The organism is Arthrobacter sp. ISL-85, from assembly GCF_018613675.1.
GTDB lineage: Bacteria > Actinomycetota > Actinomycetes > Actinomycetales > Micrococcaceae > Arthrobacter.
Genome location: NZ_JAGGPQ010000004.1, coordinates 55,130 through 76,474, shown reverse-complemented (window position 1 = coordinate 76,474; position 21,345 = coordinate 55,130). Strand labels below are relative to the sequence as shown.

Genomic DNA, 21,345 nt, shown 5'->3' with positions numbered 1-21,345 from the left:
GATGTTCAACGCACCTCTGACGGGTTCAGCTTCAGTCGCCGCAGGAGCTGGGCGTTCAGCGCCACCACGATGGTTGATGCGGACATCAGCACCGCTCCTGCCGCCGGGGAGAGGATTACCCCGGCGAAGGCCAGGACGCCGGCGGCCAGCGGCACGGACAGGATGTTGTAGCCGGTGGCCCACACCAGGTTCTGCCACATCTTCCGGTAGCTGGCGCGGGACAGGTCCACCATGGACAGCACCGCCCGCGGATCGTTTCCGGCCAGCACCACGCCGGCGGACTCCACCGCCACGTCGGTTCCGGCGCCGATGGCGATGCCCACCTCGGCGCGGGCCAGCGCGGGCGAGTCGTTGACGCCGTCGCCCACCACGGCAACCTTCAGGCCGCGGCCCTGCAGCTCCGCCACTTTCTTGTCCTTGTCAGCGGGGAGCACCTCGGCGAACACCTCATCGATGCCCAGGTCCGCGGCCACGGCCTGGGCCACCTGGTGGGCATCGCCTGTGACCATCGCCACCTTGACGCCGCGCCGCTGCAGGGCTGACACGGCCTGCCGCGACTCCGGCCGCACCGCATCCTCCATGCTCACGGCACCCAGGACGCTGCCGCCGTCCACAACATGCAGCACGGCGGCTCCGCGGTCCATCCACACCCTGGTGCTCCTGGCCAAAGCGGCGGGTTCGACGACGCCGAGTTCGCGCAGGAGAGCGGGGCCGCCCACGTGCACGGTGCGTCCGTCCACGCCGGCCCGGACGCCGCGTCCCGTCAGTGCGGTGAAGCCGGTGGCGGCGGGCAGGGGCAGGTTGCGGGCCTTGGCAGCCCGCACAATGGCCCGTGCCGCCGGATGTTCGCTGTCGGATTCGACGGCGGCGGCCAGGGCCAGCACCGCATCGGCATCCGCGCCTTCAGCCACGGCAACATCCTTCAGCTCCGGCTCGCCGGTGGTGAGGGTGCCGGTCTTATCGAACAGGACCACGTCAATGGTGCGCATGCGCTCCAGCGCCATCCTGTTCTTAATCAGGACCCCGGCCCGCGCTGCCTGTTCGGTGGAAATGGCGATCACCAGCGGGATGGCCAGGCCCAGGGCGTGAGGGCAGGCAATGACCAGTACGGTCACGGTGCGGGTGACCGCATCCGGAACGCTTCCCATCAGCGTCCAGGCGATGAAGGTCAGGACACCTGCGCCGGCGGCAAAGTAGAAGAGGAACGCCGCGGCACGGTCCGCCAGGGCCTGCGCGCGCGAGGATGACGCCTGTGCTTCCTCCACCAGCCGCTGGATCCCGGCCAGGGCGGTCTGGTCGCCCACGGCCGTAACGCGGACCCGGACGCTGCTGTCCGTAGCCACGGTTCCGGCAACAACTGCGTCACCGGCGCCGCGTGCCACGGTCTTGGATTCGCCGGTGATCATGGACTCATCGAACTCGGCCTGACCGTCCACCACACTCCCGTCAGCCGGCATCCGGGCACCGGGCCGGACCAGGACCAGGTCCCCGGGGCTGAGCTGGGACACGGGCACGGTTTCGGTGCCGATGTCAGTGATGCGTTCGGCCTCGTCCGGCAGCAGCGCGGCGAGGGCGTCAAGTGCGCCCTGCGCGGACCCCAGGGCGCGCATCTCAATCCAGTGGCCCAGCAGCATGATGGCCACCAGCAGCGCCAGCTCCCACCAGAAGTCCAGGTCGAAGCCGCCGATGCCCAGGCTGGTGACCCAGGATGCCACGAACGCCACCGTGATGGCCATGCCGATCAGCAGCATCATTCCCGGCGTGCGGTCCTTCAGCTCCTGCAGGCCACCCTTGAGGAACGGTTGGCCGCCGTAAAGGAAGATGACCGTGCCCAAGACCGGCGGAATCCAGGCGGAACCGGGAAACTCCGGCGGCATGTAGCCCAGGAGGTGGGCCATCATGGGGCTGAAATAGACCACGGGAACAGCGAGGGCCAGGGTCAGCCAGAACCTGTTCTTGAACATGGCAGTGCTGTGCCCCGCGTGCTGGCCATGGGTGTGGATGGTGTGGTCGTCGTCGCCGTGCGTACTGTGCCCGCCGTGCTGCGTGTGGCCCTGGCCGTGTGCCGGGGGCTGCGTAAGCGTCCCGCTGGGTGGCTGGTGGTGGTCCTGGGAACTGCCTTGATGATGCATGTCTTGGTGGTCCTGCATTGTTCCTCCTTGGAGGCGGTCGCCGGTGATACCTGGCCGGCGAAAATTCGGGGCCTGCGCACTAAAGGCGCGGGCAGCTCAGGCCAGGGTTCAGCCTGCGGCGGTTACGGCTTTGCGGAGGGCCCGCCGTCGTGATGCCGCACGGCCGCTGGGGACTTCCTGTACCGCCGTCGCAGGCAGGGCGCTGGGGTTGAACGGCTGTGAAGGCGGGTGTGGGAACCAGCCGGGACATACCACTTCACTGACAACAACACCAATATACCCCCCGGGGGTATAAGCGTCAAGGGGTAGCGCATTTCGGCCCTGACTACCATAGGCCCTCCCTCACTACCTTCTGCTGGTTCCGGCAGCCATACTGGGAGGAGCGAGGAGAGAGCCGGCCCGCTGGGGGCTGGCCTATGCACGGTGAGGTGGACCTGTGGCGGAGCTCAGTGGCCTGTACACGTATTCGAGTGCCCTCGGGGACAGCGAAAGCGATGCCGGTACTTTCAGGGTGGACATCCATCCGGCAGGCCCAACCTTCCAATGGTCGGACGGGATGTTCCGGCTGCACGGCTACCGCCGCGGCGAGGTTGTTCCCACCAAGGAGCTGGTCTTTGCCCACAAACATCCCGATGACCGTGACCGCTGCGAAGAGATCGTTGAACAGGTTTCGGCCACCGGGGGATTCTTCTGCATGTATCACCGGATGGTTGACGCCCGCGGCAGGACCCACCGCGTGGTCACGTCCGGCGAGGCGGTCCTTGGGCCGGACGGATCCGTGACTGCGCTCGAAGGTGTGATGGTGGACCTCAGCCGGACGCTGCAGCGCGAAACAGAACAAACGGCGCGGGACGCCGTGGCGGGCGCAATGGCTACCCGCACCGTGATCGACCAGGCCAGGGGGATCCTCATGGGCCAGCTGAAACTCGGCTCTGATGATGCGTTCCAGCTGCTGGTGAGCACCAGCAGCCACCGTAACGTCAAACTGGTGGCGGTGGCGGCGGAGCTGGTTCAGCTGGCCAATTCCCCGGAAGCCCGGATCTATTTGGACCGGGCCGTGCGGGCCATCCAGCTGCACGGGCAGCCAGACCACGCAGGAGGCCGCCGCGCGGGCTAGGCCGGTTACCCGTAGGATAAATGGTGGTGCGCCGGGAAGTCTGGTCGGCATGGTTTTGTCGAACCCGGATTTAAGGACGCCCGCATGAACTCCACCCCGCCCACCCCCCACAGGAATAAGTTCCCGGGCTCCACCGTCTTTTCACGCGGCAGCTATTCCGAAGCACTGCGGATCGGGGAGATCCTCCGCAAGGAGACGGTAGGCGGCGCCCTCCTGGTCATTGCTGCCGTGGTCGCCCTGGTCTGGGCCAACTCCCCGGCCTCGGACAGCTACTTTGCCCTCCGCGACTTCAAGGTGGGCTACGAATCGTGGCATCTCGAACTCAGCCTGGGGGCCTGGGCGTCGGACGGCCTGCTGGCCATCTTCTTCTTCCTCGTGGGGCTTGAACTCAAGCGCGAATTCGTCGCCGGCGACCTGCGCCAGCTGAGCAAATCGATTGTGCCGGTGGCGGCCGCCGTGGGAGGCGTGGCCGTCCCTGCGGTGATTTTCGCCGTCGTCAATCTTTCCAGCCCTGAAACGCTCCGCGGCTGGGCCATTCCCACGGCAACGGACATAGCGTTTGCCGTCGCGGTCCTGGCGATCATCGGCTCGCACCTGCCCAGCGCCCTGCGGATCTTCCTGCTCACGCTCGCCGTGGTGGATGACCTGATAGCCATCACCATCATCGCGTTCTTCTACTCCAGCGACATCCAGGTGCTGCCGCTGCTCCTGGCGCTTGTTCCCTTGGCCCTCTACGCTTTCCTGGCGCAGAAGTTCCGCCGGTTCTTTGGCCTTCACGCCGCCGCGGCATGGCTGGTGCTGCTGCCGCTCGGGGCCGTGACGTGGGCGTTGGTGCATGCCTCCGGCATCCATGCCACCGTGGCCGGGGTGCTGCTGGGCTTCGCGATTCCGGTGATCAGGTCGGAGGCCTCCGGCGGGCCGGAAGCGGGACCCGGACTGGCCGAGATCTTCGAACACCGGTTCCGGCCCATTTCCGCCGGAGTGGCAGTGCCTGTTTTCGCGTTCTTCTCCGCCGGCGTGGCGGTAGGCGGTTGGGCGGGCCTGGGCTCGGCCCTCACCGATCCAGTGGCACTGGGCATCATCCTGGGCCTGGTCCTGGGCAAACCCGTCGGCATCCTGGCCACCACGTGGATCCTGACCAAAGCCACCAGGGCCACCCTGGACAGCTCCTTCAAATGGATTGACGTGTTTGGGGTTGCCCTGCTGGCAGGGATCGGCTTCACCGTGTCCCTGCTGGTGGCAGAGCTCAGCTTCGGCAACGGCAGCCTGCACGACGACCACGCCAAGGTGGGCATCCTCGCCGCGTCACTGATCGCCGCGGTGCTGGCGACGGCGGTGCTGCGCACCCGCAACCGGCAGTACCGCCTCGCCGAAGAATTGGAGCGGGTGGATTCGGACCAGGACGGCGTCCCGGACGTCTACCAGGAGCGCGGCTGACCCGCCCACTCCACGGTTCAGGCGCTCGCGAGGGGCACGGCCGCCGTGTGGGATTCGGCCGGGCCATCCACGGCAGCCGGAGCCGGGTCCACGTGTCGGATCTCCAGGGCCTCCGGGTCCAGCAGCTTGCGCGCGCCGGTCCGGGCGTCCAGGATCCAAAAAAGTTCGAGGGCCGGGACGACGTCGGTCACCCGGCCCTTGTGGAAGAGCTTGCCCCGGTGCCATGCCTCGATCTGGTCTCCGATGCGGAGCTGGGCGGTGCGAATTCCTTGTGACTCCATGGTGGGCTGCCTCCTGCTGTTGTATCCCCGTAAGCACAGCTTGCCGTGGGCAGGTTGCCGGAGTGTTTCCGCCCGGTGTTTTCTCTGTGTCGCCTGTGGCTGCTGAGGCTTAAGCATCCACTGGGAACGCGACGGCTTCGCCCACAACCCGAAGGCACAGCTCCATGCCGGGCCGCGCGATCGAGGCGTTCCAGTGCCGGATGGTGATCACTTCGCCGCCCCCGGGGTAGCGGTGGTCCGCGTGCTCCGCCACCTCCTGGGGGACGTTCAGCTTCAGCCGCACCGTGGTTTCGGGGCCGAAGTAGTCGGTGTCCACCACCACGCCGCGGATGGGGCCGTCTTCGGCGATGCGGATCTGCTCCGGCCGCAGCATCAGCTGCACGCGTCCCTGCGCCGGGGGCCTGCGCACCGGAATGCCACCCAGGGAGCAGGTGGCGAGGGATCCCTCGAGCCAGGCGTCCAGGATGACGGCGTCGCCCAGGAACTCGGCGGTGGCCCTGTCTGCGGGCCGGGTGTACACCACAAAAGGGTTGCCGATCTGCGCCAGCTTGCCGCCGCGCATTACGGCCACCTGGTCTGCGAAGGAGAGCGCCTCGGCTTGGTCGTGGGTGACCAGGATGGTGGTGACGCCGGCCTCGGCCAGGACCTTGGCCACCGCGCGGCGGGTTGCCACGCGCAGGCCCGCATCCAGGGCGGAGAAGGGCTCGTCCAGGAGCATCAGCTCGGGTTCACGGGCCAGCGCCCGGGCCAGGGCCACGCGCTGCTGCTGGCCGCCGGAGAGTTGGTGCGGCCGGCGCTTGGCCATGGACGCGTCCAGCGACACCATTTCCAGGAGCTCCGCCACGCGGGCGGCCACAGCGCGGCGGCCGCCCTCGAGCTTGGCCGCATTCAGGCCGAAGGCAACGTTCTGGCCTACGGTAAGGTGCGGGAACAGGGCGCCGTCCTGGGCCACGTACCCGATCTGCCGCTTGTGCGCCGGCAGCCACGCGCCGTCGCCGGCAACGGTAGTGCCGTTGAGCGAAATGGTCCCGGTGTCCGGATGTTCGAACCCGGCGATCAGGCGCAGCAGGGTGGTCTTGCCGGAACCGGACGGGCCCACGATGGCGGTGGTGCCGCCCTTGGCCACTGACAGGTTGACGCCCCGCAGGACCGCCTGTGATCCGAAGTTCTTGGTGACGTCCGTGATCTGCAGGTGGCTGTTGGTGCTTGCTGCCACGGAGGCTGCCACCCGAGGCTCGGGCAGCCTGCGGGTTGATGGTGCTGTCACTGTCCGGCTACTTTCTTGGACTGTTGGAAGAGGAGATAGGTCATGGGGGCGGAAAGCAGGATCATCAGCAGTGCGTAGGGCGCGGCGCCGGCATAGTCGATTTCGCTGCTCTTGCTCCAGAACTCGGTGGCCAGGGTCTTGGTGCCGTTGGGGGACAGCAGCAAGGTGGCGGTGAGCTCGTTGGCAATAGCCAGGAATACCAGGGCTGCCCCGCCGGCTGCGGCAGGTGCCGTGAGCCGGAGTGTGACGCGGATGAAGGCCAGCAGCGGGGGCTTGCCCAGCGCCTGGGCGGCCTCGTCCAGTTCCTTGGGGGCCTGTGCCAGCCCGGCCCGCAGGTTCACCAGGGCCCGGGGGAGGAACAGGAGCACGTACGCCGCCACCAGCAGCCCGGCGGTCTGGTACATCCCGGGAACCATGCGGATGCTGACGGTAACGAACGCGAGGGCCACCACGATGCCGGGCATTGAGCTGGTGACGTAGTTGGACAGTTCCAGGGACTTGCTGAACCAGCCGGGCTTCCGGACCGCGAGGTACGCCATGGGGAAGGCGACCACGATGGTGGCCACGGCACCGGCGATCCCGTACCCGAAAGTGGCAAGGAGGGCCGGAAGGAATTCGGCCGCAGTCCAGACTTCCGCCCCGCCGGCCAGGATCCAACGCATTACGTAGATCAGCGGGAGCCCGAACGCGAGGGCGGTCAGCGCCAGCAGGAAGATCTGGGCCGGCACCTGGTAGGCGCGCAGCGGGAGCCGCAGGGCCCTGCCCTGGACACCTGGGCCGATCCTCGCGTACCGGGCCGTGCCGCGGCTCCGGACCTCGGCCAGCAGCAGGAGCAGGCAGAAGAACACCAGCACGCTGGCCAGCATGTTGCCGGCCGCCCCGTTAAAGGTGGACCGGTACTGGGTCATGATGGCCGTGGTGAAGGTATCGAAGCGGATCATGGCGAACGCACCGTATTCGGCGAGCAGGTGCAGCCCCACCAGGAGCCCGCCGCCCGTCAGGGCGATGCGCATCTGGGGAAGCACCACCCGGAAGAAGGCCCGCCAGGCGCCCAGTCCCAGCGCGGCGGCGGACTGCTCGATGGCAGGGTCCAGCCGGCTGAGGGTGGCTGCCGCCGGAATGTACACCAGCGGGAAGTAGGACAGGGTGGAGATCAGGATCCCCGAGCCCAGTCCACCCAGCGCCGGGATGGCCGAAACCCAGGCGTAGCTGTTCACGAACGCCGGGACGGCCAGCGGCGCGGCCAGCAGGACCGCCCAGACCCGGCGGCCGCGGAGGTTGGTCCGTTCCACCAGCCATGCCCCCGAGACGCCAAGCAGCAGGCACAGCGGGATGGTGGCGGCCATCAGGAGCAGGGTGTTGGCCAGCAGTTCGCCCACGCGGGGCCGCAGGATGAGGCCGACGGCGGTATCCCACCCGGTTGCCACCGTCATGTATGCCACGTACCCCAGCGGGACGAGGGAGAAGAGGGCGATCAGCACCGCCACGACAGATACCGCGGAAACGCCCAAAGGCGGGCGGGGGCTGCTGCCCCGGCCCGCCGTCGTCGCGCCCGCCCTTGGCGGAGCCGATAAATCAGAGGTCACGGAATTAGAGTAGTCCGGCCTGGGTCATCAGATCGCTGACCTTCTGGGAGTTGAGCTTTGCTGCATCAACCTTGGGAGCCTGCAGGTCCTTGATAGGAACCAGCTTGTCATTGGCGGGGACGTCTGAGCCGATGGCGTACTCGAAGGACGTACCGTCCTTCAGGACTTCCTGCCCCTTCTTGCCCGTGATGAACTTCAGGAACGCTTGGGCAGCGGCAGCATTCTTGGAGGACTTGAGCACGCCGCCGCCGGAGACGGACAGGAACGCACCCGGGTCCTGGTTCTTGAAGTAGTACGGGGTGACGTTGTTGGAGTTCTCGCCGGTCTTGGCCTGGTCGCCGTAGTAGTAGTAGTGGTAAATCAGGGCGGCATCCACTTCACCGGCGTTGACCGCCTTCATGGCCGTGCTGTTGCCCTTGTAAGCCTTGGAGTTGTCCTTCATGGCCTTCAGCCAGTCCTCGGTGGCGGACTCGCCCTTCAGCTCCAGCAGGGCCGAGACAATCGCCTGGAAGTCAGCGCCGGTGGGCGAGGCGGCCCAGCGGCCCTTCCACTCCGGGCTGGCCAGGTCCAGCATGGACTTCGGCAGCTGGGCCTCGGTGAGCTTGGTCTTGTTGTACACCAGCACCGTGGAACGGGCCGCGATGCCTGTCCACTTCCCGGTGGACGGCGAGAACTCGGCGGGGACCTGGGCCAGGGTGTCCTTGTTGACGTCGGCGAACAGGCCGGCGTTCTCCACCTGCGTCATGGCGGGGGAGTTCTCGGTCAGGAACACATCCGCGGGGGAGGCCTGGCCTTCCTGGATGATCTGGTTGGACATTTCCGTGTCATCGCCCTGGCGGAGGGTCACTTTGATGCCGGTTTCCGCCGTGAAGGCATCCACCCATTCCTTGGTGAGGCTCTCGTGCTGGGCGTTGTACACAGTGATTTCACCCGAGGCGGCGCCGCCGGAAGCGGCGGACGAGCCGTTACCGGCGGGGGTGGCGCCGCCGCAGGCGGTCAGGCCGAGAGCTGCGGTGGCGGCGAGTGCGATGCCGGCCAGCGCGCTGTTGCGGATCTTCATTGAGGCTGCTTTCGGTGGGGAAAAAGTCTGCTTGAACCTAAGTCCTATTAGGCAACACGAATGTTGCCTATGTCAGGAAACTGTAGGGTAGGCAAACCTAAGCTCCAAGCTGGAAAGCGCTTTAAGTGACGAGGTTCACATCAATTACGCAAGCATGGCATGACGTAATTACCGGGTGGTTTTAAGGGCGTCCGCGCACGGCCCGCAGCACTGCCGCGGCCCCGAGCCCGGCCAGGACCCAGGGCCCGGCCACAATGACGGGGTCCAGCCAGGAGTGGTTGGCGTCCACCCGCTTCCCCGTCCGGGACTTGAGCCCGTTGCCGGAAAACTCGCTGCCAATCCCGGTCTCGGTGATGGGGTTGTCCGGGCGAAGGGTGGCGAAGGACTTTAGGTGGTTTTCCCAGGCGTCCACCCGGTCCGCGGCAATCAGCAGCAGCCAGTGCGCGGCGCGGCCTTCGCTGTACCGCCGGTAGGCATGCCCGCGGATGGCGCCGGAGGCACCCTTGAGCGGTGCGGAGGTGCCGAAGGCGGGCGTCAGCATGGCGTGCTCGATGGACCGTTCCCGTGGCTGCATTTCGGGCTGCCGGTCCGGGAACTTCCAGTGTGCGCCGGTCTCAATGCCGGGCTGCTCCCGCGGGAACGACGGGCGATCCTTCGGGTCCAGGTCCACGCCCCAGCCGGGGATGCGGGCACGCAGCGCCACGGAGGACTCGGGGGTGGCTTTCTTGCTTGCCATGTACGGGGTTGCCGGTTCAGTCATGATGCACTCCCTTTCAGGCCGTGGTGGAAATGATGAGGGGCTTGATGACGTTGTCCAGCTTGGCCGAAAACAAGTGGTACCCCTCGGCGATATGCTCCAGCGGGATCCGGTGTGTCACCAGGTCGCTGGGCTTCAGGTACCCGTTCCGGATGTGCTCGAACAAGCGGGGCCACTGCCGTTTCACCGGGCACTGGTTCATCCGCAGCGTGAGCCCCTTGTTCACGGCGTCACCGAATTTCACGGCGCTGAAGATGGGTCCGTAGGCGCCCACCACGGAGACTGTTCCGCCCTTGCGGACCGAGTCGATGGCCCAGTTCAGCGCCACCGGAGAGCCGCCCTGCAGCTTCAGCTTTGACGCCGTGACGTGCTGCAGGAAGTTTCCGTCCGCCTCGGCCCCCACGGCATCAATCACGACGTCGGCGCCAAGGTAGTCGGTTTCCTTCTTCAGGTGCACCACAATGTCGTCGTACTCGGCGAAGTTGAACGTCTCTGCGTGGGCGAAGCTGCGGGCTTTCTCCAGCCGGTAGTCCAGGTGGTCGATCACGATCACGCGGCCGGCACCCATCAGCCATGCCGACTTGGCCGCGAACAGGCCCACCGGACCGGCGCCGAACACCACCACCGTGTCACCTTCCACGATGTCGCCCAGCTGCGCCCCGAAGTAGCCGGTGGGGAGGGCATCGGTAAGCAGCACGGCGTCCTCCTCATCCATCCAGTCCGGGATCCTGCTGGGCCCCACGTCCGCGAACGGGACCCGCACGAACTCTGCCTGGCCGCCGTCGTATCCTCCGCAGGTGTGGGAGTAGCCGTAGATGCCGCCCACCGCCGTCGCGTTCGGGTTGACGTTGTGGCAGTTCGAGTAGAGTCCGCGGGAGCAGAACCAGCAGGAGCCGCAGTACACGTTGAACGGAACCATGACGCGGTCACCGGGGATCAGGTTCTGCACAGAGGAGCCCACCTGGTGCACCACCCCCACGAACTCGTGGCCGAACGTGGTCCCGACCCGGGTGTCCGGCATCATGCCGTGATAGAGGTGCAGGTCCGAGCCGCAGATCGCACCGGTGGTGACCCGGATGATGGCATCGTTCGGGTGTTCGATCTTGGGAATGTCTTTTTCTTCGACCCGGATTTTGTACGGGCCGCGGTACACCATTGCGCGCATTCGTGCCGCCTTTGTGTTTGGCCGGCAGTGGGAGTGCTCCTGGCAGGAACAAACCCCGTTGCTTGAGGCCCACCGCGCGGTCTTCACAGGCTTCCATCCGCGGGGAATGAGGTCAAGGGTGGTGTTCGTGCTTAGGTCCGACGACGGTGGGTAGGGACTGGCGGACAGGCTCACCGTGCGCTACGGGAAAAACTTGGCGCTGCGCAAAAACGCCGGCGCTACCCGAATTCGGGTAGCGCCGGCGGTTTTGCGCCTCGAAAAGTGCGGTGCGGGTCGAAAAGCGGCTCCGCTACTTGTTCGGGTTGGGGTCATGGAGGTCTTGCTCGCCGATGTCCGCCGCCCCCAGGACGCTTTCCCCAGGTGCATCCCCCGACGGATGGAGCCGGATGCTCAACTCGGGATGGTGCAGGTCCAGTGCGGGGCGCTCGGAACGGATCCGTGGAAGAGAGGTGAAGTTGTGGCGCGGCGGCGGGCAGGACGTGGCCCACTCCAGCGAAGCGCCGAAGCCCCAGGGATCGTCAACGGTGACCTTCTTCCCGGCCCGCCAGGTGATGTAGACGTTCCAGAAGAACGGGATGAGGGACGCGCCCAGCAGGTAGGACCCGATGGTGGAGAACTGGTTCATGAAGGTGAAGTTGTCCTCCGGCATGTAGTCCGCGTAGCGGCGCGGCATGCCCAGGACACCCAGCCAGTGCTGGATCAGGAACGTGGCATGGAACCCCAGGAACAGCATCCAGAAGTGGATCTTGCCCAGCCGCTCGTTGAGCATGGTGCCGGTGAACTTGGGCCACCAGAAGTAGAACCCGGCGAACATGGCGAACACCACGGTACCGAACACCACGTAGTGGAAATGCGCCACCACGAAGTACGAGTCCGACACGTGGAAGTCCATGGGGGGCGAGGCCAGGATGATGCCCGTCAGGCCGCCAAAGAGGAACGTGGCCAGGAATCCCATGCTCCACAGCATGGGCGTCTCGAACGTCAGCGACCCGCCCCACATGGTGCCGATCCAGTTGAAGAACTTCACGCCGGTAGGCACCGCGATGAGCATGGTCATGAACGCGAAGAACGGAAGGAACACCGCTCCCGTGACGTACATGTGGTGGGCCCACACCGTCACCGACAGGGCCGCAATGGCGATGGTGGCGTACACGATGCCCTTGTAGCCGAACAGGGGCTTGCGGCTGAACACCGGGAAGATCTCCGAGACGATGCCGAAGAACGGCAGCGCGATGATGTACACCTCGGGGTGGCCGAAGAACCAGAACAGGTGCTGCCAAAGGATGGCACCACCGTTAGCGGGGTCGAAGATGTGGGCGCCGAACTTGCGGTCCGCGCCAAGGGCGAACAGGGCCGCGGCCAGGGGCGGGAAGGCCATGAGCACCAGGATCGCAGTGACCAGGGTGTTCCAGGTGAAGATGGGCATCCGCCACATGGTGAGCCCCGGGGCGCGCATGCAAATGATGGTGGTGATGAAGTTGACCGAGCCCAGGATGGTGCCGAAGCCGGACAGCGCCAGGCCAAAGACCCACAGGTCGCCACCGATGCCCGGGGTGAAGGTCGTATTGTTCAGCGGCGCGTACGCGAACCAGCCGAACGAGGCAGCGCCCTGCGGGGTAATGAACCCGGATACGGCGATGGTGGAACCGAACAGGAAGAACCAGAACGCCAGCGCGTTCAAGCGCGGGAAGGCCACGTCCGGGGCGCCGATCTGCAGCGGCATGATCACGTTGGCGAACCCGGCGAACAGCGGGGTGGCGAACATCAGCAGCATGATGGTGCCGTGCATGGTGAACAGCTGGTTGTACTGCTCTTTGGTCTGCAGGATCTGCATGCCGGGCTCAAACAGCTCGGCACGGATCAGCAGCGCCATCACACCGCCCGCGCAGAAGAACACGAAGGACGAGATCAGGTACATGTACCCGATGGTCTTGTGGTCAGTGGAGGTGATCCAGCTGACCACAATGGTCCCTTTAGGGCGCCGGACCACTGCCGGTGCCGCGGTGCCCGCGGCTCCGCCCATTCTTTGGCCTGTGGTGGTCATGACAGTGCCGTCCTTTACTGTGCTGGTTCCAGGGCCTGCGGGGATGGGGCTGACTCCGGCTGCCTGTCAAAGTCCGCGCCCAGGCTGCCGGTGTTGCCCTTGGCTTTCAGGTCCGCGATGTGGCTGTCGTACTCCTGCTGGGTCACCACCCGGACCTTGAAGAGCATCTCGGAGTGGTATTCGCCGCAGAGTTCGGCACACTTGCCCATGTATTCGCCGGTGCGGTTGGGCGTGATGTTGATGTAGGGGTTGTACTGTTCGTGGCCCGGGTACAGGTCGCGCTTCTGCAGGAAGTCCACCACCCAGAAGGAATGCTGCACGTCGCGGGACTGGAGGTGCAGTTCCACCTTCTTCCCCACGGGCAGGTAGAGCGTGGGCAGCCGGTCCGCGGCGCCAGGGGCGCCGGTAAGGTGGGCCTGCTGGCCGGCGTCCTCGTGGACCTGTTCCTTGACGTAGTTGAAATCCCAGGACCATTGCTTGCCGAAAACGTCGATCACCACGTCCGGGTTGGGGTAGCGCTCATCGATGGCCCGCTGTTCCCGGTCCGTGAAGACGAACAGGACGCCGATGACGATCAGCGGGATGGCCAGGTAGAAGACCTCAAGGGGGAGGTTGTAGCTCAGTTGCGGCGGAAACCCCACGGTGTTCTTCCGGCGCCGGTACGCCACGATCACCCAGATCATCAGCCCCCAGGTGATGATGCCAACCACCAGTGCAGCGATCCACGAGTTGACCCAAAGGTCCGTGATCAACTCCGTGTTGTTGGTGGTGTCACGGGCTCCCGGAAGGAAGCCCCGGGACACCAGGTCGGAACAGGAGGTCAGCGCGGGCAGGGCAAGAACCCCTGCTGCCAGCGCCACGAAGCGCCGCATGGTGTGGTTACGCAACGGTTTTTTACTCACGTGTGGTCCCTCCGGCATGCTCCCGAAGCCCGACTGTATGAGCCGCCACCGGCCCGGGAGCCAGCAGTTGTGTGCCCCACCCTACGCGGGGAGGATGCTGATGGGAAGAGGTTTTGCGGCGGCCGGAAAACACCGGTGCGCCGCTCCCGGACCCGGAAAAGGACAGCCATGGTTGCAGCAGAAATGATCATCGCGGCGGGCCAGTTCAGCGCGGGCTCGGACCCAGGAGAAAATACGACGGCGGCACGCCGCCTCATAGCGGCGGCCGCGGCCGCGGGGGCACAGCTGGTGGTCCTCCCTGAGTCAAGCCTGTACGGCACCAGCGAAGCGGCCGGCGCCATCGCGGCCGTGGCAGAGGACCTGGACGGCCCGTTCATCCGCAACATTGCAGCATTCGCGAAGGAGCACGCCATAGCGGTGCTGGTGGGCACGTACGAGAGGACGGATGCGGGCTTGCCGTACAACACCCTCGTGGCACTGGACAGGCGCGGGGACGTCCTGGGCTGCTACCGGAAGGTCCATCTCCTCGCGGCCAACCAGACCGGTCCGCTCGCCACAGGCTTCTCGATGGCCGTTGATCCGGCGGGGGTGGTGGTAGCCAACGCGGGAGAGGAACCGGGCCTGATCGTGGCCCGCCTCAGCCGCGGACGGCTGGCCCGGGTGCGCGCGCAGGTGCCCGTCCTCGAAAACCGCCGCTACGCCGTCGTACCTTCACCCGACGTCACGCGCTGAGGCACCAGTCCGGACGGAAAATGTGCAAAACCGGGCGGCTGCTGGCTACTGGCTAGCGGCCCACACCGATGCTGCTCCGGAGTGGCCAGTCACGATGCTTTGGTACACCAGGAACAGTCCCGCCAGGACGCCCAGTACCGACGTGGCCGGAACGAGCCAGCGGGATTCCAGGAGTCCGCGCAGGCCGCGGAAGGCCGGCCGGCGGGTCAGGATTGATGGGAAGGCGGCGGCGATCTGCACGGCCACCACGATCAGGAACAACACCGTGACGTACCGGAGGAAGCTTCCTTGATGTGCATGCTCCTCGATGAGTTTCGAGGCCCGCTTTGCCTTCTCCAGCTGTTCCCCTGCCTCCGCCGTGAGGACGGACAGCGGGACCAGCAGCAGCGCCAGGATCCCCAGTGGCCAGGCAAGGTAACGCCTGGTGCGCCGGACCAGCGCGAAAACCACGGCGGACAGCCCTGCCAGCGGCGCCAGGACCACGACGCCGTGGATCAGCAGAATGTGGGCGGGAAGGCCGGCGATCTCCATCAGGCGATCCCGGTGGTGCCCAGCAGGCTTCCCACTGCGAAGGTGAAGGCCATGGCCAGCGCCCCGCCCACCACCAGCCGGAGGGTCGCCTTGCGCTTGGAGCTTCCGCCGATCTTGGCGCTGACGGTGCCGGTGATGGCGAGCGCCAGGATGACCGCGACGAACGTGACCGGAATGCGGGCTTCCTCTGGCGGGAAGATGATGGCCAGCATGGGCAGTATGGCGCCGACGGTGAAGGCGATGGCTGAGGCGATGGCGGCGTGCCAGGGGCTGACCACCTCTTCTTCGTCAATGTTAAGTTCGGCGGACAGGTGGGCCTTCAGTGCATCCTTTGCCGTCAACTCTTCTGCAACGGTCCTGGCGGTGGCCTCACTGAGCCCCTTGGTTTGGTAGATGTGCGCCAGTTCCTCCAGCTCGCCTTCGGGATCATCCCGGAGCTCCTGGCGTTCCTTTTCGATCAGCGCCCGCTGGCTGTCGCTCTGGCTGCTCACCGAAACGTACTCACCCAGGGCCATGGACACCGCACCGCCCACCACCGCGGCGGTGCCTGCCACCAGGATGGGCGCAAGGTCGTTGGTCACCCCTGCGACACCCACCACTGTTGCCGCGACGGAGACGATGCCGTCGTTGGCGCCAAGGACACCGGCCCGCAGCCAATTCAGGCGTGCGGCCACGCTGCTGTCATGGGGTTCGTTGCGGCTGAGCTTGAGGGTTTCGGACATGGTGGCAGTAAATCACCATGCGGAACCCTGTGCTACGTAGGTTTGCATCCCCTAACCGCCGTGGGTCAGGCGGCGGATAACCGCCGTGGGTCAGGCGGCGGATAACCGCCGTGGGTCAGGCGGCGGACACCCGGCGAGGCACGCTCAGTCCGCGCCCGGGGTGTCCTGGTCCGGTATTTCGATCTGGAACCCGCACCCGCAGCGCAGCACCCCTGGTGGCCAGGTAAACGCCTAGGGTTTCCGGAAGGCTGCCATACGTGCCGTGGATGCTGCGCATCTCGGCTCCATTTGCCGTCATTGGCTCCCCGCAGTGAATGTACTGCCCGCCGTATACAAGGACATCGGGAGCCGAACGCCGCCGGCTTCCGGAATACCCGGCCATCAGGCGACGGCCGGGTAGCTGCTGAGGATGTAGTCGGTGGCGGCGGGGCCGGTCATGCGGAGACTGGAGTTCCGGACGTCGACGCCGCAGCGCAGCATCCCGGCTCGGAATGCCTGGTCCGGTTTTGGGGTCAGCCCGTGGAGCGCTGCCCAGCTGACGTAGAGGCCGTAGAGGCAGTCGGGACCAAGGGGGAAATCGTTGGAGGGTTCGGAAGTGGTTGCTTCGTCAAGAAATTGCTGGAAATGCGAGGACGCCATTGGGTGTCTCTTCCGCTTCTGCAGACATTTGCCGCCGGTGGACTACAGCAGCTGCTCTTACCGGCCCTGCGCAGAAGATCCCGGGGAGGACGGACCATGATGCCCGTCACAGTTTCCAATCTACGCGTGGGTATGGCGCAAGTACAGCGGAGGCAGCATGGGGAACCCGTCGGGCAACCCCTTCCCAGAAATTACTAAGGCTGCTTATCATGTTGTCTCCTTTGGACGGCGGCCTCCGGACCGGAACGCACCGGTGCGGAGGTTGCCGGGGAATGTCCGACTCAGGCGTGCTCCGGATGGGTAACCAAGAGAAATGGAGAACAACGGGATGAACGATTCGCCCCAGCACAAGGAACTGCCGCTGCCGGATTATGACCACCTGCCCGTGGGGACGCTTCCCACGCGCATCACCGGGCTGGACGAAGCGGGCGTTGCCCAGTTGCTCACCTATGAGAAGGCACACGGAAACCGGCTGCCCATCCTTCAGATCCTGGAGCGGCGCCTGCAGGACCTGCAGAACGGCGCGGAGCCCAGCGGCACCCAGGTGCCGCCCACTCCGGAGATCCAGGGCAGCCCGGAGACCCCACAGGCGTCTGAGGTGACGGGCCCGCCGGTCAACCCGCCGTCCCACGGCGATCCCACCAACCCGGCACAGCCCCGCAAGTGACCGGCGGGACGGGCAGGGACGTGCAGAACACCAAGGGCGCCGGCGGCAGGGACAGGCACGACGGCGCCCCGGACCTGCGTGCCTTTGTCCGTTCCAGGGAGGTGGAGCTGGAGCGGCGGCTGGCTGAGTGGGTCCGCGTACCGGGAGTCCTGGGTGCCCCTGAACACGCCCAGGACCTGCTCCGGTCTGCAAACTGGCTGGCCGCCGAATTCCGGGAAGTGGGCTTCCCGGTCGTGGAGGTGCTGCCCACGGGCGAGTCCCACGCCGTGTACGCGGAGTGGTGCCAGGCCCCTGGCGCGCCCACCGTGCTGGTCTACAGCCACCACGACGTCCGCGCCGTCCGCCCGGAAAACTGGGCAGTGACCCCACCATTCGAACCGGTGCTCCGCGAGGGCAGGCTGTACGGCAGGGGCAGCTCGGATGCCAAGGGCCAGGTCATGGCGCACCTCGAAGCCGTCCGCGCCCACCTTGGTGGGAGCAGAACGGCTTCACAGGATGGCACTGCGCCGCAAATCAATCTGAAGTTCCTCGTCGAAGGCGAAGAGGAAGGCGGCTCCCCGAACCTGGCCAAGCTGCTGGCGGACCATGCGGACCTGTTCGCCGCGGACCTGGTCGTCTTCTCCGACACCCTCCTTTGGAACGCCCGGCACCCCGCTGTCTGCGTGAGCCTGCGGGGGATGTTGAGCGCCCACCTGGAGGTGTACGGGCCGGAGCGGGACGTGCACAGCGGTGCAGTGTCCGGGAACGCGCCCAACCCCGCCTTCGAGCTGGGCCGGCTGCTGGGGCTCATGCACGACCCGGACGGCAGGGTGGCCGTCCCGGGTTTTTACGACGACATGGAGCCCCTCTCCGCCGACCTCCGGAACGCCTTCAAAGATTTGCCCTTCACTGAGGAGGACTGGCTGGCTCGGTCCGAAACCGGCGCCATCACCGGCGAGAAGGGGTACACGGTGCTGGAGCGGCTGTGGCTGCGGCCCGCCGTCGAGGTCACCTCCATCATCGCCGGCGACCCGCTGGGCGTGTCACGCGCCGCCGTCCCGGCCGTTGCCTCGGCAGACCTCAGCTTTCGCACAGTTCCCGGCCAGCGGCTGGAGAAGATTGCCGGGCAGCTGCAGGAGTGGGTGGCCGCCAACATCGGTGACGCCTACGGCTTCAGCCTGATCCCCGACCTGAAAACGGCGCAGGAGCCGTACCGCACCCCGGACCACCCCGCTGTGGCAGCGCTGGAAAGGGCCATGGCGCTGGGTTTCGGTGCGGAGCGGACCGGCCGGATGGGCAACGCCGGCGGCGGCCCGGCCGAACTGCTCGGCCGCACCCTGGCCGCGCCCGTGCTGTTCTTCGGCACCGGGCTGCTGGAAGACCACTGGCACGACAGCGACGAGAGCGCCAGCCTTGACGTCCTGATGAACGGGGCGGTCACGCTGGCCTGCTTCTGGAAGGAACTTGCAACGATGCAGGGGATAGGGGACGACGACGATGGACACCTACGGCAATGACGGCACCGGCGGCGCGGGCGCAGGCAGGCGGACGTTCGGCATCGAAGAGGAACTACTGCTGGTGGATCCCGGGACCGGGGAAGCCGTACCGCTGGCAGGCGCGCTCCTGGACCTTTACGTCCGTCCGCTGGAGGCCGCGTCCGGGCCTGTCCTGACAGCAGAGTTCCAGCAGGAAATGATCGAGGTGGTCAGTCCGCCGCACGCCACCCTGGCAAAACTCGAGCAGGACATCGTGGCCGGACGGGCCATCGCCCGGCAGGCCGCCGAGGACGTGGGCGTCCGCGTGGCCGCGCTGGGAACCTCCCCGCTTCCTGCCGATCCCCATCCCGTCCAGCTCCGGAGGTTCCGGGCGATGATGGAGGAGTACGGGCTCACCGCCAGGGAACAGCTCACCTGCGGCTGCCACATCCATGTCTCGGTGGAGTCACCGGAGGAAGCCGTGGCCGTACTGGACCGGATGCGCAACTGGCTGCCGGTGCTGGTCGCGCTGAGCGCCAACTCCCCGTTCTGGCACGGTGAGGACAGCGGCTACGCCAGCTACCGTTCCCAGGTGTGGAACCGCTGGCCGTCCGCCGGGCCGCTGGAACTCCTGGGCACGCCGGACTCCTACCACCAGCTGGTGCATGACATGGTGAGCACCGGCGTGGCCATGGACGAGGGCATGATCTACTTCGATGCCCGCCTCTCCCGGCACTATCCCACAGTGGAGATCCGTGTGGCTGACGTCTGCCTGCGCCCGGAGAACACCGTGCTGCTGGCGGGAATTGCCCGCGGGCTGGTGGAAACCGCCGCCAGGGAATGGCGGGAGGGGATCGAACCCGTGTCCGTCCCGTCGGCCCTGATTCGGCTGGCAGGCTGGAAAGCAAGCCGCTGGGGCCTTCGGGGTGAGCTGCTGGATCCCCAAACGCACCGCCCGGCGCCCGCGCTCGCCGTCGTCAATTCGTTGTTGCACCACGTCCGCGAGGCGCTGGAGGACATGGGAGACCTGCACCGGGTGGAGCACCTGATGGACAGGCTGCTGGCCGACGGCACCGGCGCGGCGCGGCAGATGGAGGTGCTGCACCGGACCGGGGACCTGGAACGGGTAGTGGAGGACGCGGCGGACTGCACGCTCGCCACTCCCTAAGCGTATTTCCGGCGCTCTTGACCCCCTTCAGGCCTGGGCGTATACCGAAGGAATCATCATGCTGGCCCCCGCTGGGCCCTGTATGGAGCCGGCTGCCCCCTGGTCTTCGACACAGAATAAATGGAGTTGTGATGGGTAGCGATCGTTTCGACGTGCTCCGCGAACAGGTCCGCGGGCAGGTTATCGAAGAGGACGACCCCGAGTACGAGACCGCGCGGCTCGTATACAACGGGATGATCAACCGTCGTCCCGCAGCAGTCCTCCGGGTATCCCAGGTGGCGGACGTTCTGGCGGCCGTTCGGTTCGCCCGTGGACTGGGGATTGAGGTTGCCGTGCGCGGCGGCGGGCACAGCGCACCAGGATTCGGAACCGTGGACGGCGGCCTGGTCCTTGATTTCTCGGCGCGCCGCGGAGTGCGCGTGGACCCTGCGGCAAGGTTGGCCCGGGTGGAGCCAGGCGCCACGTGGGCAGACTTCAACTTCGCCACGCACGCGTTTGAGTTGGCAAGCACCGGCGGTATTATCGGCTCCACGGGCGTCGCGGGCCTCACCCTCGGCGGCGGTATTGGCTATCTGTGCCGTAAGTACGGGCTGGCGTGCGACAACCTCGTCTCTGCAGATGTTGTCCTCGCCGACGGCACCTTTGTCACCGCCAGCGAAGCGGAAAACGTGGACCTCTTCTGGGCTCTCCGCGGTGGGAGCGGCAACTTCGGTGTGGTCACATCGATGGAATTCCGCCTGCACCCCTTGGACACGGTCCATGTGGGGATCATGTTCTTCGATGCCGCGATCGGAGCCCAAGTCGGTGCGGCCTACCGCGAGTGGCTTGCCGCCGAACCCGAAGAAATGGGCGCTTTCCTGGGGTTCCATCAAGGTCCTCCGGTTCCCTTCCTTCCGGAGGAATGGCACGGAAAACCTGTGGTTGTGATCGCGGGCATGTGGACGGGCGATCTTGACGCCGGGCCCGCCCATTGGCAAGCCATGCTGGACGCCGGTCCGGTGCTGGGAAGCTTCTTTGCACCGATGCCGTACCCGGCACTGAACATCATGTTCGACGGGCTCAGCGGCATCCCTGGGCTGCAGGGCTACTGGAAGGCCGATTTCCTTCGCACGCTCAGCGATGAGGCGCTCCGCACCGCCGTCGCCTACGCTCCGGGCATTCCCAGCGTGCACTCCGCCAACCACTTCTATCCGATCAACGGTGCCGTTCACCGCGTTGCGCCCGGGGCCACCGCCTTCGCCTACCGTGATGTGGACTTTGCGCCGGTCATAGCGGCCCAATGGCCCGAGGCGTCCGAGAACGACAGGAACATCGCCTGGGTCCGGGAGTACTGGGCCGCACTCCACGAGTTTTCGGAGCCCGGCGGTTACCTTAACTTCCAGGACGCCGATGACCAGTCAAGGATTGAGGACACCCTCGGGTCGAACTACGCGCGGCTTGCTGAGCTCAAGGCCAAGTACGATCCCGACAACTTCTTCCACGTCAACCAGAACATCAAGCCCGCCCACGCCGGCGCCGCGGCCGCTGCTGCCCCAGCAGGACAGCGGGCCGTACTGCTGACCGAAGCAGTGCCGGAGACAGAAGCGGTGCCGGAGCAGGCGCAGCAACGGGACGCCATGCCACCCAGGGCAAATCCAGCAGAGGGGGCGGCGACCTAGCAGGGCCTCCGAAGGCCAACGCTGCC

Annotated in this window: 19 protein-coding genes; 7 read left to right on the top strand and 12 right to left on the bottom strand. The window is 66.4% G+C overall.

Features of this window, described 5'->3' with window-relative positions; all coding sequences use genetic code 11:
• Positions 1–5: 5 nt before the first annotated feature.
• On the bottom strand, positions 6–2,150 hold the full coding sequence (locus J7I84_RS02380) for a copper-translocating P-type ATPase (RefSeq protein WP_214940135.1): 2,145 nt from the start codon (positions 2,148–2,150) through the stop codon (positions 6–8).
• Positions 2,151–2,568: 418 nt separating this feature from the next.
• Here J7I84_RS02380 and J7I84_RS02375 point away from each other — a divergent pair, with 418 nt between their 5' ends.
• Together J7I84_RS02375 and nhaA are read left to right on the top strand one after the other, a co-directional pair.
• Entirely contained in the window at positions 2,569–3,249 is a 681-nt protein-coding gene (locus tag J7I84_RS02375; RefSeq protein ID WP_214940132.1) for a PAS and ANTAR domain-containing protein, read from the top strand.
• Between the two features lie 84 nt (positions 3,250–3,333).
• Positions 3,334–4,686, top strand: coding sequence for a Na+/H+ antiporter NhaA (nhaA, locus tag J7I84_RS02370; protein WP_214940129.1), 1,353 nt, complete (start codon positions 3,334–3,336; stop codon positions 4,684–4,686).
• Positions 4,687–4,703: 17 nt separating this feature from the next.
• Here the strand turns inward: nhaA and J7I84_RS02365 are convergent, their stop codons facing one another.
• From J7I84_RS02365 to coxB, 8 genes are all read right to left on the bottom strand, one after another.
• The gene (locus tag J7I84_RS02365) at positions 4,704–4,967 is read right to left on the bottom strand and encodes a hypothetical protein (RefSeq protein WP_214940126.1); all 264 of its coding nucleotides are present in this window, start codon (positions 4,965–4,967) and stop codon (positions 4,704–4,706) included.
• Positions 4,968–5,076: 109 nt separating this feature from the next.
• Positions 5,077–6,234: an ABC transporter ATP-binding protein gene (locus tag J7I84_RS02360; RefSeq protein ID WP_214940123.1), complete on the bottom strand. Its 1,158-nt coding sequence runs from the start codon at positions 6,232–6,234 to the stop codon at positions 5,077–5,079.
• A complete protein-coding gene (locus J7I84_RS02355; RefSeq protein ID WP_214940120.1) occupies positions 6,231–7,820 on the bottom strand; it encodes an iron ABC transporter permease in 1,590 nt (529 codons plus the stop codon). The genes J7I84_RS02360 and J7I84_RS02355 overlap by 4 nt, the downstream gene beginning before the upstream one ends.
• Positions 7,821–7,824: 4 nt before the next feature.
• Entirely contained in the window at positions 7,825–8,880 is a 1,056-nt protein-coding gene (locus tag J7I84_RS02350) for an iron ABC transporter substrate-binding protein (RefSeq protein WP_214940117.1), read from the bottom strand.
• Between the two features lie 181 nt (positions 8,881–9,061).
• Positions 9,062–9,640, bottom strand: coding sequence for a hypothetical protein (locus tag J7I84_RS02345; RefSeq protein WP_214940114.1), 579 nt, complete (start codon positions 9,638–9,640; stop codon positions 9,062–9,064).
• A 13-nt stretch (positions 9,641–9,653) separates the two neighbouring features.
• Positions 9,654–10,802, bottom strand: a complete 1,149-nt coding sequence (locus tag J7I84_RS02340; RefSeq protein ID WP_214940111.1) for a zinc-dependent alcohol dehydrogenase — start codon at positions 10,800–10,802, stop codon at positions 9,654–9,656.
• 289 nt (positions 10,803–11,091) lie between these two features.
• A complete protein-coding gene (gene ctaD / locus J7I84_RS02335) occupies positions 11,092–12,846 on the bottom strand; it encodes a cytochrome c oxidase subunit I (protein WP_251045947.1) in 1,755 nt (584 codons plus the stop codon).
• A gap of 14 nt (positions 12,847–12,860) precedes the next feature.
• Positions 12,861–13,718, bottom strand: coding sequence for a cytochrome c oxidase subunit II (coxB, locus tag J7I84_RS02330; protein ID WP_214940398.1), 858 nt, complete (start codon positions 13,716–13,718; stop codon positions 12,861–12,863).
• Positions 13,719–13,916: 198 nt separating this feature from the next.
• Here coxB and J7I84_RS02325 point away from each other — a divergent pair, with 198 nt between their 5' ends.
• Positions 13,917–14,480 (top strand): nitrilase-related carbon-nitrogen hydrolase, encoded by a 564-nt coding sequence (locus J7I84_RS02325; RefSeq protein WP_251045946.1) that lies wholly within the window; start codon positions 13,917–13,919, stop codon positions 14,478–14,480.
• Between the two features lie 45 nt (positions 14,481–14,525).
• On the opposite strand, the gene J7I84_RS02320 is transcribed toward J7I84_RS02325, so the two are convergent.
• The 3 genes from J7I84_RS02320 to J7I84_RS02310 form a co-directional block, all read right to left on the bottom strand.
• Positions 14,526–15,011, bottom strand: coding sequence for a hypothetical protein (locus tag J7I84_RS02320; RefSeq protein WP_311381049.1), 486 nt, complete (start codon positions 15,009–15,011; stop codon positions 14,526–14,528).
• Positions 15,011–15,733, bottom strand: coding sequence for a VIT family protein (locus J7I84_RS02315; RefSeq protein WP_214940108.1), 723 nt, complete (start codon positions 15,731–15,733; stop codon positions 15,011–15,013). Before J7I84_RS02315 ends, J7I84_RS02320 begins: the two co-directional genes overlap by 1 nt.
• 381 nt (positions 15,734–16,114) lie before the next feature.
• Positions 16,115–16,372, bottom strand: a complete 258-nt coding sequence (locus J7I84_RS02310; RefSeq protein WP_214940105.1) for a hypothetical protein — start codon at positions 16,370–16,372, stop codon at positions 16,115–16,117.
• Between the two features lie 313 nt (positions 16,373–16,685).
• Here J7I84_RS02310 and J7I84_RS02305 point away from each other — a divergent pair, with 313 nt between their 5' ends.
• The 4 genes from J7I84_RS02305 (at position 16,686) to J7I84_RS02290 (ending at position 21,319) form a co-directional block, all read left to right on the top strand.
• Positions 16,686–17,039, top strand: coding sequence for a hypothetical protein (locus J7I84_RS02305; RefSeq protein WP_251045945.1), 354 nt, complete (start codon positions 16,686–16,688; stop codon positions 17,037–17,039).
• Positions 17,036–18,535 carry a M20/M25/M40 family metallo-hydrolase gene (locus tag J7I84_RS02300; RefSeq protein WP_311381048.1) on the top strand — a complete coding sequence of 500 codons (1,500 nt, stop codon included), beginning with the start codon at positions 17,036–17,038 and terminating at the stop codon, positions 18,533–18,535. The genes J7I84_RS02305 and J7I84_RS02300 overlap by 4 nt, the downstream gene beginning before the upstream one ends.
• Positions 18,516–19,661, top strand: coding sequence for a glutamate--cysteine ligase (locus J7I84_RS02295; RefSeq protein WP_214940102.1), 1,146 nt, complete (start codon positions 18,516–18,518; stop codon positions 19,659–19,661). The genes J7I84_RS02300 and J7I84_RS02295 overlap by 20 nt, the downstream gene beginning before the upstream one ends.
• A 131-nt stretch (positions 19,662–19,792) precedes the next feature.
• Positions 19,793–21,319 carry an FAD-binding oxidoreductase gene (locus J7I84_RS02290; protein WP_214940099.1) on the top strand — a complete coding sequence of 509 codons (1,527 nt, stop codon included), beginning with the start codon at positions 19,793–19,795 and terminating at the stop codon, positions 21,317–21,319.
• Positions 21,320–21,345 lie beyond the last annotated feature (26 nt).